This window comes from Paenimyroides tangerinum (genome assembly GCF_003865405.1).
Lineage (GTDB): Bacteria > Bacteroidota > Bacteroidia > Flavobacteriales > Flavobacteriaceae > Flavobacterium > Flavobacterium tangerinum.
Genome location: NZ_RQVQ01000032.1, coordinates 1 through 13615 on the forward strand (window position 1 = coordinate 1; position 13615 = coordinate 13615).

General features: G+C 30.3%; 14 protein-coding genes. 9 read left to right on the forward strand and 5 right to left on the reverse strand.

From position 1 onward, the window contains the following. Nucleotides 1-105 precede the first annotated feature (105 nt). Nucleotides 106-285 carry an META domain-containing protein gene (locus tag EG240_RS12380; protein WP_317127017.1) on the reverse strand — a complete coding sequence of 60 codons (180 nt, stop codon included), beginning with the start codon at nt 283-285 and terminating at the stop codon, nt 106-108. 401 nt (nt 286-686) lie between these two features. Further along, nucleotides 687-1355 carry a YceI family protein gene (locus tag EG240_RS12385; protein ID WP_125019705.1) on the reverse strand — a complete coding sequence of 223 codons (669 nt, stop codon included), beginning with the start codon at nt 1353-1355 and terminating at the stop codon, nt 687-689. Nucleotides 1356-1548: 193 nt separating this feature from the next. Here EG240_RS12385 and EG240_RS12390 point away from each other — a divergent pair, with 193 nt between their 5' ends. The 6 genes from EG240_RS12390 (at nt 1549) to EG240_RS12415 (ending at nt 7458) form a co-directional block, all read left to right on the forward strand. Then, complete coding sequence (locus tag EG240_RS12390; protein WP_125019706.1) at nt 1549-2088, forward strand: nucleotide exchange factor GrpE; 540 nt, start codon at nt 1549-1551, stop codon at nt 2086-2088. Between the two features lie 26 nt (nt 2089-2114). Then, nucleotides 2115-3239: a molecular chaperone DnaJ gene (dnaJ, locus tag EG240_RS12395; RefSeq protein WP_125019707.1), complete on the forward strand. Its 1125-nt coding sequence runs from the start codon at nt 2115-2117 to the stop codon at nt 3237-3239. A 179-nt stretch (nt 3240-3418) separates the two neighbouring features. After that, nucleotides 3419-4342, forward strand: a complete 924-nt coding sequence (locus EG240_RS12400; protein ID WP_125019708.1) for an ABC transporter ATP-binding protein — start codon at nt 3419-3421, stop codon at nt 4340-4342. Further along, nucleotides 4342-5637 (forward strand): ABC transporter permease, encoded by a 1296-nt coding sequence (locus EG240_RS12405; RefSeq protein ID WP_125019709.1) that lies wholly within the window; start codon nt 4342-4344, stop codon nt 5635-5637. The genes EG240_RS12400 and EG240_RS12405 overlap by 1 nt, the downstream gene beginning before the upstream one ends. An 8-nt stretch (nt 5638-5645) precedes the next feature. Beyond that, complete coding sequence (locus EG240_RS12410; RefSeq protein ID WP_125019710.1) at nt 5646-6809, forward strand: sigma-54-dependent transcriptional regulator; 1164 nt, start codon at nt 5646-5648, stop codon at nt 6807-6809. 1 nt (nt 6810) lies between these two features. Beyond that, on the forward strand, nt 6811-7458 hold the full coding sequence (locus EG240_RS12415) for a DEAD/DEAH box helicase (RefSeq protein ID WP_125019711.1): 648 nt from the start codon (nt 6811-6813) through the stop codon (nt 7456-7458). 97 nt (nt 7459-7555) lie between these two features. On the opposite strand, the gene EG240_RS12420 is transcribed toward EG240_RS12415, so the two are convergent. The 3 genes from EG240_RS12420 to EG240_RS12430 all read right to left on the reverse strand — a co-directional run bounded on the left by EG240_RS12420 (nt 7556) and on the right by EG240_RS12430 (nt 9939). Next, on the reverse strand, nt 7556-8278 hold the full coding sequence (locus EG240_RS12420) for a hypothetical protein (protein WP_125019712.1): 723 nt from the start codon (nt 8276-8278) through the stop codon (nt 7556-7558). Between the two features lie 333 nt (nt 8279-8611). Next, nucleotides 8612-9199, reverse strand: coding sequence for a hypothetical protein (locus EG240_RS12425; RefSeq protein ID WP_125019713.1), 588 nt, complete (start codon nt 9197-9199; stop codon nt 8612-8614). A 161-nt stretch (nt 9200-9360) separates the two neighbouring features. Beyond that, nucleotides 9361-9939 (reverse strand): hypothetical protein, encoded by a 579-nt coding sequence (locus tag EG240_RS12430; RefSeq protein WP_125019714.1) that lies wholly within the window; start codon nt 9937-9939, stop codon nt 9361-9363. A gap of 247 nt (nt 9940-10186) precedes the next feature. Here EG240_RS12430 and EG240_RS12435 point away from each other — a divergent pair, with 247 nt between their 5' ends. From EG240_RS12435 to EG240_RS12445, 3 genes are all read left to right on the forward strand, one after another. Beyond that, complete coding sequence (locus EG240_RS12435; protein ID WP_125019715.1) at nt 10187-11950, forward strand: helix-turn-helix domain-containing protein; 1764 nt, start codon at nt 10187-10189, stop codon at nt 11948-11950. Nucleotides 11951-12024: 74 nt separating this feature from the next. Next, nucleotides 12025-12843, forward strand: a complete 819-nt coding sequence (panB, locus tag EG240_RS12440) for a 3-methyl-2-oxobutanoate hydroxymethyltransferase (protein WP_125019716.1) — start codon at nt 12025-12027, stop codon at nt 12841-12843. 61 nt (nt 12844-12904) lie between these two features. Further along, nucleotides 12905-13600 carry an RluA family pseudouridine synthase gene (locus EG240_RS12445; RefSeq protein ID WP_125019717.1) on the forward strand — a complete coding sequence of 232 codons (696 nt, stop codon included), beginning with the start codon at nt 12905-12907 and terminating at the stop codon, nt 13598-13600. The last annotated feature ends 15 nt before the right edge of the window (nt 13601-13615 follow it).

Here is a 13615-nt window from a genome sequence, read left to right on the forward strand (position 1 = left end):
TAGAGCAATGGACTGAAAATCCATGTGTCCCTGGTTCGATTCCTGGAGGTACCACAAAAAAAACCTTAAGTTGATTCTTAAGGTTTTTCTGTTTATAACTTTTTCTTAAAATTGCAATCCAAACATCATTACTAATTTATCATCTTTATAAAAATTTAAAGTTTGTTCGGCAACATCGAAACGAAGCGTTGAATTATTTAAATAATGCATCATTTTGCGTTCCGTTTCTTTTGATTCTTCATCTTTGCAAGCCATTCTTGTTGTGCCTAAGCTATCGAAAGTAATTTCGTCTTAAGTTGTTTTGTAATTTCCAAAGAAACGATTGCAACTGTTATTTCCGGAAACTTTATTTTCAGCTACATTAAATTGAATTGAAGTATTTCCTGAAGATTACAACGTTTTCAAATGCCCAAATCTATTTATTTTGTTTCTGAAATTCCGAAGAATGAAATTGGTAAAATAAAGAAAAACACCTTATTGGGAATGTTATGATTTAATCTGAATTATAAATTTACAAACTAAGCTTCGCAATAGGGATGGAAGCTTTGTTTGAGCTCTTTTGCAAATTTCTAATTTGCGAAAAGCGAGTGCGAACAGCCCGACCTGTAATGAAATGGAAGGGATTGCCCAAATAAAAAAGCGTTTCCGAATGAACGAAAACGCTTTTTGAATTAGTTATTTTAAAATTATTTAGTTGCAGCAACGTTTAATTTTAAGATGATGTTGTCATTGATAACTTTGTCACCTGCTAAATCTTTAACTACTGAACCAGAATTGAAGTTAACTCCCCATTTTGTTCTGTCGATTTCAAAGTTTTCTGTAACAATAGTTACGTCTGTATCAGTTACAGTCACAGTAGCTGGGAATTTAACAGCATGAGTAACTTCTTTTAAAGTTAAGTTACCTTCAACCATCTGTGCTCCGTTTTCTTCAGTAACACTTGTTAAAACGAAAGTTCCAACAGGGAATTTTCCTGTGTTAAAGAAATGGTCAGAATTATCTGCGCTTGTTCCTTTTAAGTGACCTTCTAACATTGCTTTTTTATCAGCATCAGTAATATCTGTAACAGTGATTGAGTTCATATCGATAACGAAATTACCACCAACAACTTTATTGTCTTTAACTGCAACATTTCCTTCTTTCAATGCTAAAGTTCCAGTGTGTTTGTCTCCAGAAACTTTTCCACCAGTCCAGTCGATTTTTGACTTATCTGTTGCAACATTATATTTAGTTCCTTCAGTTGATTCAGGAGTTACTTCTGTTGGAGTAGTTGTTTCAACTGTTGTGTTTTCTTTTTTACAAGCTGTAAAAGATAATGCAGCTAAAGCGATAACCGCTAATACATTTTTTTTCATATTTAATTTTGATTTATTTTTATGTTGGCAAATTTAACATAAAAATTGTTTCTTTTTCTTAAATAAAACTCAAAATTTATTAATCTTATTGATTTCTTAATCTAGGTTAAGATTGTTGTGATATGACAAATTGACTGTGTATTTCTTATGGCAAGCATTTTGTAAAATAGTAGTAAGTAAAAATTTGAATATAATGAGCACTGAAAATACAGATAATTTAGAGAATATTGAAACTGAAGTAAATAATACTGAAAACGGTAATGAATCAGTAAATAATACTGAACTAACTGTAGAAGAGCAGTTAAAAGAAGAATTAAATAAAGAGAAAGATAAGTTTTTACGTCTGTTTGCTGAGTTCGAAAATTACAAAAGAAGAACCTCTCGAGAGAAATTAGAGATGTTAACTACGGCAAGTGAAGGTGTTTTATCTTCGTTGTTACCAGTTTTGGATGATTTTGACCGCGCATTAGCACAAGTTGAACAATCTGAAGCGAAAGAACACCTGACAGGATTTAGTTTGATTTCTACTAAATTTAATGACATTTTGGCGTCAAAAGGTTTGGAAGTTGTTAAAATTGAAAAAGGAGATTCTTTTAATGCTGATGTTGCAGAAGCTATTACTCAAATCCCAGCAGGTGATGATTTGAAAGGTAAAGTTGTTGATGTTATTGAAAAAGGATATAAATTAGGAGATAAGATTATTCGTTTTCCTAAAGTTGTTATCGGTCAATAATCGATAATTAATTTACATAAATTAAAATGAAAAGAGATTATTACGAAATATTAGGTATTGATAAAAATGCTGATGCTTCAGCTATTAAAAAAGCATACCGAAAAAAAGCAATTGAATTTCACCCTGATAAAAACCCAGGTGATAAAGAAGCTGAAGAGAAATTTAAAGAAGCTGCACAAGCATACGAAATTCTTGGAGATGCTGATAAAAAAGCAAAATATGACCAATATGGTCATGCTGCTTTTGATGGTCCAGGTGGTGGCGGTGGCTACGGCGGTGGTTTTAATAACATGGAAGATATCTTCAGTCAGTTTGGAGATATTTTTGGTGGTGGCTTTGGCGGTTTTGGTGGCTTCGGCGGTGGCGGAGGTGGTCCAAGACGTGTTAAAGGAACAAATCTTAGAATTAAAGTTAAATTGACACTTGAAGATATTGCTAATGGTGTTGAGAAAAAAGTTAAAGTTAAACGTAAAGTAAAAGCTGAAGGTGTAACTTATAAAACGTGTACAACTTGTAACGGTTCTGGTCAGGTAACTAAAATTCAGAATACAATTTTAGGAAGAATGCAAACTTCTGCACCTTGTGGAAGTTGCGGTGGTTCTGGACAAATTTTAGATCACAAACCAAACGGAGCTGATAATGACGGTTTGATTTTTAATGAAGAAACAGTTTCTATCAAAATTCCAGCTGGTGTTACTGATGGCATTCAATTAAAAGTCTCTAATAAAGGTAACGAAGCTCCTGGAGCTAACAGTTTACCAGGAGATTTGATTGTGGTTATCGAAGAGCTTGAACACGAAAATTTAAAACGTGAAGGTGAAAACATTCATTACGATTTATACATCAGTTTTTCTGAAGCTGCATTAGGTGGTTCGAAAGAAATAGATACGGTTACTGGAAAAGTTCGTATCAAAATTGAAGAAGGTATTCAATCAGGAAAGATATTAAGACTGAAAGGTAAAGGGCTTCCGAGTATTCAAGGTTATGGAACAGGTGACTTCTTGATTCACGTAAATGTCTGGACTCCAAAGAAATTAAGCAAGGAACAGCGTCAGTTTTTTGAGAAAATGCAAGAAGATGAGAACTTTGTTCCGAATCCTCAAAAATCTGACAAATCTTTTTTTGAAAAAGTTAAAGAAATGTTTTCGTAATTAAATTTAATTAATTACATTTGAGCACACTTATAAAACGGTGGATTTTCTTTTTCATAGCAATTTTTCCCAACCTCATTTTTTAAAAATGAGGTTGGGTTTTTTTTACCCCCTTTGTAATTAGGGTACAATCCTAAAAAAAGCTATTTTTGTACCACTTATATTAATTATAGTTTATAATGAAAAACATTCTTGAAGTTCAAAATGTTGTAAAAAAATATGGAGAAAAAGTTGCGTTAAATAACGTTTCTTTAAACATACCACAAGGTAGTATTTTTGGATTATTAGGACCGAATGGTGCTGGTAAAACTTCACTTATCAGAATCATCAATCAAATTACATTTCCAGATTCGGGGCAAATTTTATTAGACGGTGAAAAATTAAGTCAGCATCACATCAAACATATTGGTTATATGCCAGAAGAACGTGGTTTATATAAAAGTATGAAAGTTGGTGAACAAGCTTTGTATTTGGCTCAATTGAAAGGTTTGTCGAAAGCTGAAGCTGAGAAACAATTGAAATATTGGTTTGATAAATTGGAAATTTCGGATTGGTGGAACAAAAAAATTCAAGAACTTTCTAAAGGAATGGCTCAAAAAATTCAGTTTGTTGTCACGGTTTTACATCAACCTAAATTATTGATTTTTGATGAACCTTTCTCTGGATTTGACCCTGTAAATGCAAATATTATCAAAGACGAAATTCTTGAATTGAAGAAAAAGGGAAGTACTATTATTTTTTCAACGCATAGAATGGAAAGTGTTGAAGAATTGTGTGATGAAATTGCTTTGATTCATAAATCAAATAAATTAATTGATGGAAAAGTTGTTGACGTAAAAAAACAATTTAGAACAAATACATATCAAGTTGGGATTTTATCTAATGAGCCAGAAAATTTTAAATCCATTTTAGCAAATCAATTTGATTTTCAAGAAACAAATTTCAAAAGCTTGAATAACGAATTGCAATTGAATATAAATTTAGGAAATAAATCGTCTAATGATTTAATGCAGATTTTAATTCAAAATGGAGAAATCACGCATTTTACCGAAAATATTCCAAGTATAAACGATATTTTTATCGAAACTGTAAGTCCAAAATAATGGGAGTTTTATCATTAATCATAAAAAGAGAATTTATTTCGAAAGTTCGTAATAAATCGTTCATAATAATGACATTCGTAAGTCCATTATTATTTGTTGCTTTTGCTGTTTTAGTCGGATATTTAAGTTCGCTTCGTTCGGATATGAAACATATTGGAATTCACGATGAATCTGGTTTGTTTTTTTCTGAATTTAAATCGAATGACTTATTTAATTATACCGATGTTTCATTAATCGATGAAAAAATTCTAAAAGACAGTGTTTCTTTAAAAGCTTATGAAGGAATTTTATTTATTCCAAAATTCGATAATCTTAAAGAATATGAAAACGGAATTCAATATATTTCTGATGAAAGTCCAAGTTTACAATTTGTTTCTGATTTAGAGAAAACAATGGGAAACAAGTTAACTCGAATTAATCTTACAAATAGCGGAATTGATACGTTGAAAATCGATGAAGCTAAAGCTGATATTTCGGTTAATTTGGTCAAAGCTTCTGGTGAAGAAACCGTTAAAGGTTTAAATGAAATCAAAATTGCCATCGGAGCTTTGTTCGGTTATTTGATTATGATGTTTATCATTATTTATGGTAATATGGTTATGCGAAGCGTGATTGAAGAAAAAACAAATCGAATTATCGAGATTATTATTTCTTCGGTTAAACCGATTTATTTGATGATGGGGAAAATCATCGGAACAACTTTAGCTGGAATTCTTCAGTTTTCAATTTGGGCAATTGTTGGTGGAATTTTAATGTTGATTGCAAATACTGTTTTCGGTTTAAATACGTCATCACCATCTATGGATATGGTTTCAGAAATGAATCCCGATTTGATTTCAACCATTCAATTATATCTGAAAGAAATTGCAATGTTACCAATTGGAAGTTTGATTTTTTTCTTTTTGATTTATTTTATTGGTGGATATTTCCTTTATAGTTCACTTTATGCGGCAATTGGAGCAGCTGTTGATAACGAAACGGATACGCAACAATTTTTATTTCCTGTAATTGCGCCATTGATGTTAGCGGTTTACATCGGATTTTTTACCGTAATGAATGAACCTCACGGAACAGTTGCAACCATTTTTTCAATGATTCCGTTTACATCGCCAATTGTTATGTTAATGCGAATTCCATTTGGTGTGCCAATTGAACAAATAATTATTTCAGTTATTTTATTATTTGCTACCTTTATAGGAATTGTTTGGTTTGCTGCAAAAATTTACCGCGTAGGAATTTTGATGCACGGTAAAAAGCCAACTTGGAAAGAATTATTAAAGTGGATTAAATATTAGAATAATTTATGTCTAAAATATTAATAATAGAAGACGAAGCTGCTATTCGTCGTGTTTTATCAAAAATTTTATCAGAAGAAAGTGATGATTATGTTGTCACTGAAGCTGAGGATGGTTTGCAAGGTTTAGAAAAAATCAAATTAGAAGATTTTGATTTGGTTATTTGCGACATCAAAATGCCAAAAATGGATGGGGAAGAGGTGCTTCAAGAAGCGAAAAAAATCAAACCCGAAATTCCATTTGTAATGATTTCTGGTCACGGAGATTTAGAAACCGCTGTTAATACAATGCGTTTAGGTGCGTTTGATTATATTTCAAAACCACCAGATTTAAATCGTTTATTGAATACCGTTCGAAATGCTTTAGATAAAAAAACATTGGTAGTTGAAAACACTCGATTGAAAAAGAAAGTGAGTAAAAATTACCAAATGATAGGGGAGAGCGAACCGATTGAACATATCAAAGAAATGATTGATAAGGTTGCGCAAACCGATGCTCGTGTTTTAATTACAGGACCAAATGGAACAGGAAAAGAGTTAGTTGCTCATAATTTACACGAAAAAAGTCCACGTGCAGATTTTCCACTTATTGAAGTAAACTGTGCGGCAATTCCGTCCGAACTTATCGAAAGTGAATTGTTTGGCCACGTTAAAGGTGCTTTTACTTCGGCGGTTAAAGACCGAGCTGGAAAATTTGAAGCAGCAAATAAAGGAACTATTTTCTTGGATGAAATTGGAGATATGAGTTTGCCAGCTCAAGCAAAAGTTTTACGTGCTTTACAAGAAAGTGTAGTAACTCGTGTTGGTGCTGATAAAGATATAAAAGTTGATGTTCGTGTGATTGCGGCAACGAATAAAGATTTACGTAAAGAAATTGATGAAGGTCGTTTTCGTGAAGATTTATATCACCGTTTAGCTGTAATTCTGATTAAAGTTCCTGGATTAAATGACCGTAGATCAGATATTCCATTGTTGATAAATCATTTTACAATAAAAATTGCAGAAGAAAACGGAACTTCTCCAAAAGTATTTTCTAAAGAAGCGATTGCTTTGCTTCAAGAATACGATTGGACAGGAAATATTCGTGAGTTACGAAACGTAGTAGAAAGATTAATAATATTAGGCGGTAAAGAAGTTTCTAAAGCCGACGTTCAAATGTTTGCCTCAAAATAAAATGAAATTAAAGAAAATTAACGAAGACTTAAAAGAAGGATTAATCAATGCTGGTTTAACTGAGCCAACTCAAATCCTAAAAGAATCTTTTGGTACAATTAAAAGCGGGAATGACGTTGTTATTGTTTGTGAAGATGCTAATGAACGTGAAGATATTATTGTGATTAATACGATTCAACGTTTAGAAAAAGAATTTCTAGAATCGCCACGTGCTTTAATTATTGTAAAAGATAAACCACAAGTTTTAAGCTTATTGGACAAGTTTAATAAATACGGAAAATATACAAGTTTGCGTTATTTTGGAGTACATGAAAAAACAAATTTAGATGAAGATAAAAATAACATTTCTCTTGGAATTGATGTTTTGATTGGAACTCCGGAGCGTTTAAATTTAATGTTTGGAACTGCAGGTTTTGATGTAAACCAATTAAAAATGTTCGTTATCGATACTTTAGATGATTTATTAAGAGTTAGATTAGAACCAAAATTATATCGTTTGTCTGAAAGTATTGGTAAAACGCAACGTTTTTATCTTTCAAGTTCTGAATATGAACGTTTAGATTCTTTTGTTGATAAAACGATGTTAGATTCTTTTTGGTTTACCAATGAAGAAAACGAAGAGGATTTTGATGATGAATTCGAGGATTAAATCCGAGTAAGTTTATTGATTCTTTAATTTGCTTTTTTTTATTATAAAATATTAAAACAAAAAACACATAAGCGATTAAGTTTATGTGTTTTTTGTTTTATTTCTTTGCATTCAACCAATGTTTATATTCGTAGCCATTTTCTTTTAAAATATGAGCAAACGTAGGAACGTGTCCTTGTCCAATTACAAATACAATTTTATCTTCTGGATAATTTAAAAGATTTTCAATCATTATTTTTTCTCTTAATGTATAGACAAGATAATTTCTAATTCGTTTATCTACTTTGCCACATTTATATTTTTGATTGAAATTGGTTTCAAAATCACAAGCTTTTAATTCAACCTCTCCAAATTGTTCTTCATATTTTTGAACCAGTTCTTTAATCGTTGCATCATTTCGAAAATCTCCTTTCTTAATACCAATATCTGATTTTTCTTGATAAACTAAACCTTTAAAATTCTTTTTTTCTTTCTCTGGGTTTGATTGATATAAAGCATCATTGGATAGTTTTCTGAATTTTCTCAAAAACAAATCGTCGTTCAAGGTATCGTTTTCACTTTTAATTTTTACCCCTTCATAAAAAACAATAAAACCTTCATTTCTTAGTGAATCTACCTTATGTTTAATTTTATCATAAAAAGATTGCTCACCAACGTGTGTCATACCTAACATAACAATTTCTCTATTTTTTTCTGTAGAAACCAATATCGATGGTCTAAAAATTTTATTGTGGTTTTTTACAAACATTTTAGTTAAAAACTGTGCATTACTTGTAAATCCCGTTAAAAATAGTAATAAAAATAAGATTGATTTTTTCATTATAATTTATTTGATAAATAATAGTAAAACCACATAAGCAGGATTTGTTTATGTGTTTTTTATTTTATAATAGCTATTAATCTGTTTTGGGTTTCTGCAAATATTTTTTATACAACAAAAAACTATTTAGAATAAAAACAAACGCTAAAAGTATTGATTTTAAATTAAAATTATCCGTTGTAAACGACACAGCAATAAAAAAAATTGCTGCAATAGTTGACACAAAAACAGAAATTTTCTTCCAAACTAAATTAGATTTAAAATAACTTAATACAGAAAATAATACTACTATAATAATAATTGGCAAAAAAATGTTTATCATAATTAAAAAAATTAACAATATTCAGATATACACAATGCTAAGGCTGCTGCAAAAGCCGGAGGAAATTCTATAGTAGTAGCTGCAACAACCCCACAAGCATAAAATTTCCAATTGTTACAGTCAATTTTAGGTACCTCAATTGCTGATGAATATAAAATACTATTTAATTCTACATCACTTAAATTTTTATGAATCATTACACAATCAATACATTCTAACTTACTAAAATATTTCACTCTCAATTTACTAGCTAACTCTTTTGATTCTGTATATAAAGCTTTATATTGATTTCCATCTTTACCTAAACTTTTATAAAAAAAATCATCTCCTTGATAATTTACTGTATCGTATTGAAAATTATTATTCACTAAAATATTAGCCATTTGAACAACATTATCATTTAATTTAACCCAATCTGTGTCAACTTTTATTTTTTTAGAAACTTCTGCAAATTGAGTTTCATCAACAAGAGTTTCACGTTTTTGAACATTTGAAGTATTATCGTTTTGTACATCACCGTCATTACTACAAGCGTATAATCCCAAAGATAATACAGTTACTCCTAAAATACTTAATGCTAATTTTTTTAATCTTTTCATAATTTTAAAATTTATGCAGTTTTTTTATTTTTTTAAAAAACTGCGGTTTATAATAATTATACAGGTTACCCGCTGTATTCGGGATTGTATTCTGTTTCATAAAACCAGCATTCGCGACTACTGGTCTCCGAAACAAAATTTAATATGGTTTATTTACTTATTTAAAAATGTAAAGCTACAGCACCGGCATACAAAATAGCTTCTGTAAAACTAAATTGTGCTCCGTAAGCAAATGCAATTGTTCGCTTATCATCTATTCTATCATCGCCCTTATTGTCTGTACTTAATGCTAACATGGTATTAAGAATACTTTGCTCTGTTGCGTTTAGCTTTTGAAAAACAGAAGCATCGTAAGAACCTTCTTTTAACAATTGCTCCATTAATATTTTAGCGTTAGAAGAATAATCAAATTCAGAAATAATCATTTCGTCTGCTTGTAATAGCTTCTGCAATATATCATAATCAATCATTTTATAAGATTCATTTAAACCTATTTCATACAAAGTTGAATTCACATATTTTTCATACAACATTACATTTTCATGATATGGTAATGCCTTATGGTATTCAAAACCTTCAATAATCAATTGATAGGTTTCATAATTAAAATTGGCTGTATGATAAGAACGTTGTAATGCATAATTAGTTTTTTGTTGCGAGTCAGTAAAAAATTCATTGTCTGTTTCGCACGAGCTGCATAAACCTATAATTGCTACAGCTATTAAAAAATTTCTTTTCATTGTTTCGGATTTTTTAATGGTGCTGCCCGGGTAGCTTTTGTTTCATTGCAAATATGAAAGGGTTTTGAAAAAACAAAGGGAAGAATCGTCAATTTTTAAAAAATTGATTTTTTAGGAACGGAAAAATTATCAATGGAACGGAAAAATCGTCAATTTTAAAAACATAAAACACTAAAAACAAAACATTTAAACACAAAAATATAAAGTAAATTATTTTTAGTATTTTTGTAAAAAAGAATTGCAAACCATGTCACCCACCCACTTAAAAAATCATATTTCAATACTATTATTGACGATTTTTCTGTTGCCATTCAGTTGTTTTAGTCAAAAAACGTCTGACTCCTACGAAAACCTTTGGAAAGTAATTGAAAACGACACCACAACCAAACCTACCAAACTACTCTATTTAGATACGTACATAACAAAGGCTCAAAAACAAAATAATACTTTTGAGCATTATAAAGGACTTAATAAAAAATCGTTTTTAGTTTCTTATACAGAATCGTTGATTTTATTAGAAGAAATGCAACCCCTACTTTCTAAAATAAAGAACGATAGTTTAACAGGTGATTTTTTAAATAGTAAAGTAGTCTTATTTTATAAAAACAGAGCATTTAACCAAGCTTTAAAATGTGCAATAGCTTCAGAAAACTTTAACGAACAACATAAAAATTTTTACAGTTTAAATTTTGTACGCATTGATATTGGTAATATCTATTACCATACACGTCATTACCAAAAAGCGGTAAGCTATTTTAACCAAGCTAAAAATTATTACAAAAACTTTAACGATTATAACCATAGCCGTGCTTATTTAAGTACTTTATACAGCTTGGGTAAAACGTTTACGCAATTACAAAATACCGATTCGTTAAAAAGTACTATTGTACAAATTGAAGAAAACATACACCTTTTAAACGCAAAGCACAAAGAAACAGAAAGCGGTTATTTAAATTATTTAAAAGGTTGTTTGGCTTTTTTAGAAAACAACACGGCTGATGCTGCAACCTATTTTAAAAATGCTTTACCTATTGTAACAGCAAATGAAGATTTTACAAACCAGCACGTTATTTATTTGTATTTAGGTAAAATAGCTTGGCTAAACAATGATAAAGCAACTGCTGTAACTTATTTTTCTAAGATTGATGCTTTATTTAAAGAAAAACAGTTTTTAAATTATGAACTGCGAGAGGCTTATGATTATTTAATTTCTTATTATAAAGAAACCAATCAAACGCAGTTGCAATTACAAGCTACAGAAAATTTAATTGCCTTAAACAAACAATTTGAAGCAGAACAACTTAATCTTGCGAACACGTTACACACCGAATTAGAAACTAAAAAGTTAGAAAGGGAACGTTCGATTTTGAATATAAGTAACAAACAATATGGCTTTGGATTGGTAGTTTTAGGAATACTTATATTACTTCTTTTGGTTTATGTTATTTGGCAGGATAAAGAAAAAAAGAAGTTAAAAATAAAATTTACAGCTTTAATAGAAAAAGTAAAAACAGATAAAATTGTTTTAGAAAAAGCACGAATTGAAGAAAAACAAAAATTAGAAAATGAGGAGTTTATTTCAGTATTCAATGAAAATAGAAAAACTGAATTACAAACTGAGTTAGAAATTGCAAAAACATATTCACTTACAGAAAAAAAGCTTTTAAGGCAATTAGAGCTTTTTGAAAACCAAAAACAGTTTTTAAAACTTTTAAAACTTGATGAATTAGCCCAAGATTTTGGTACTAACAGAAGTACGTTATCTGCTTTACTAAATAAAGAAAAAGGAAACTTTAATATATATTTAAACGAGTTACGTATCAATGAAGTGCTCAAAGATTTAACAGAAAATAGTGAACTACGAAAACTAAGCATTCAAGAAATTGCCGAGAATTATGGTTTTTCAAATCCAAAATCGTTTACACAACAATTTAAAGTACAAACTGGTCTTACACCAAGCTATTTCATTGAACAATTAGAGCTAACAGAACTAGATTATAAATTCAGATGAATATTTCTGTTAAAAAAAATTAGTTTCATTTAAAATAATTAACTTAGCAATTCGTTTTTAAATTTAAAGATAAAATGTCTGTTGCAAAAAAGGATTACAAAAGAGTGACCACCAAGTCACTTATTGATATGAAAGCAAACGGAGAGAAAATCTCTATGTTAACTGCTTACGATTATACTATGGCTAAAATTGTTGATTCTGCTGGAGTTGATGTTATTTTAGTTGGAGATTCGGCAAGTAATGTAATGGCTGGTCATGAAACCACTTTACCAATCACTTTAGACCAAATGATTTACCATGCATCTTGTGTGGTTCGTGGTGTTGAACGTGCTTTAGTTGTAGTTGATTTACCTTTCGGAACGTATCAATCTGATTCTAAAAAAGCATTAGAATCTGCCATTCGTGTAATGAAAGAAAGTGGAGCTCACGCTTTAAAATTGGAAGGTGGTAAAGAAATTAAAGACGGAATAAAAAAGATTTTGGGAGCCGGAGTTCCAGTTATGGGGCATTTAGGTTTAACACCGCAATCTATTTATAAATTTGGAACTTATACGGTTCGTGCAAAAGAAGAAGAAGAAGCAACTAAATTAATTGAAGATGCTAAAATGCTTGAGAAAATTGGTTGTTTTGCTATTGTTTTAGAAAAAATTCCTGCAAAATTAGCTGCACAAGTTGCCGAAGCTGTTTCCATTCCGATTATAGGAATTGGAGCTGGTTCTGGAGTTGATGGTCAAGTTCTGGTTGTTCATGATATGATTGGAATGACACACGAATTTAGTCCGAAATTTTTAAGAAGATATATGAATTTATATGAAGATATGACTAAAGCTATTGGTCAATATGTAGAAGATGTAAAATCTAAAGACTTCCCGAACGAAAAAGAACAATATTAATTGTATTTTTGCATAAATTAAAAACCATCATTCGTGATGGTTTTTTTATAGAAATCAAGTAATGAAAATACTTTCAACCAAAGATAATTTACAAGTTATTTACGAAGATAATCACATCATTGTGGTGAATAAACGTGTAGGCGATATTGTCCAAGGCGACCAAACAGGTGATAAACCTTTGAGTGAAATTGTAAAAGAATTTATAAAAATAAAATATAACAAACCTGGTGCGGTTTATTTAGGCGTGGTACATCGTTTAGACCGTCCAACTTCGGGCTTGGTTTTATTTGCAAAAACCTCAAAAGCTTTAACTCGTTTAAACGAAGCTTTTAAAAATCGAGAAACTCAAAAAACATATTGGGCAGTAATTAAAGGAACTCCACCAAAAATAACGGATACTTTAGTACATTATTTGGTTCGAAATCCCAAAAACAACACTTCAAAAGCACATACAAAAGAAGTAAAAGAAAGCAAGAAATCAAGTTTAACTTATACGCTTTTTTGCAAGTTAAAAAATTATGCGGCTTTAGAAATCGATTTACATACCGGTCGACATCATCAAATTAGAAGTCAACTTACAGCAATTGGCTGTCCGATTAAAGGCGATTTAAAATATGGTTTTGACCGAAGTAATCCAGACGGAGGAATTCACCTTCATGCTAGAAAATTAACCTTAGAGCATCCGGTTACTAAAGAAAAAATGACTTTTGTTGCTCCTACTCCAAACGAAGTAATTTGGAATGAAATTTCGAAATAAATCAAAAACTCCGAT

Coding starts and splice junctions, on each gene's coding strand:
- EG240_RS12385 (WP_125019705.1), bottom strand. CDS start 1,355: ATGAAAAAAAATGTATTAGCGGTTATCGCTTTAGCTGCATTATCTTTT.
- EG240_RS12390 (WP_125019706.1), top strand. CDS start 1,549: ATGAGCACTGAAAATACAGATAATTTAGAGAATATTGAAACTGAAGTA.
- dnaJ (WP_125019707.1), top strand. CDS start 2,115: ATGAAAAGAGATTATTACGAAATATTAGGTATTGATAAAAATGCTGAT.
- EG240_RS12400 (WP_125019708.1), top strand. CDS start 3,419: ATGAAAAACATTCTTGAAGTTCAAAATGTTGTAAAAAAATATGGAGAA.
- EG240_RS12405 (WP_125019709.1), top strand. CDS start 4,342: ATGGGAGTTTTATCATTAATCATAAAAAGAGAATTTATTTCGAAAGTT.
- EG240_RS12410 (WP_125019710.1), top strand. CDS start 5,646: ATGTCTAAAATATTAATAATAGAAGACGAAGCTGCTATTCGTCGTGTT.
- EG240_RS12415 (WP_125019711.1), top strand. CDS start 6,811: ATGAAATTAAAGAAAATTAACGAAGACTTAAAAGAAGGATTAATCAAT.
- EG240_RS12420 (WP_125019712.1), bottom strand. CDS start 8,278: ATGAAAAAATCAATCTTATTTTTATTACTATTTTTAACGGGATTTACA.
- EG240_RS12425 (WP_125019713.1), bottom strand. CDS start 9,199: ATGAAAAGATTAAAAAAATTAGCATTAAGTATTTTAGGAGTAACTGTA.
- EG240_RS12430 (WP_125019714.1), bottom strand. CDS start 9,939: ATGAAAAGAAATTTTTTAATAGCTGTAGCAATTATAGGTTTATGCAGC.
- EG240_RS12435 (WP_125019715.1), top strand. CDS start 10,187: ATGTCACCCACCCACTTAAAAAATCATATTTCAATACTATTATTGACG.
- panB (WP_125019716.1), top strand. CDS start 12,025: ATGTCTGTTGCAAAAAAGGATTACAAAAGAGTGACCACCAAGTCACTT.
- EG240_RS12445 (WP_125019717.1), top strand. CDS start 12,905: ATGAAAATACTTTCAACCAAAGATAATTTACAAGTTATTTACGAAGAT.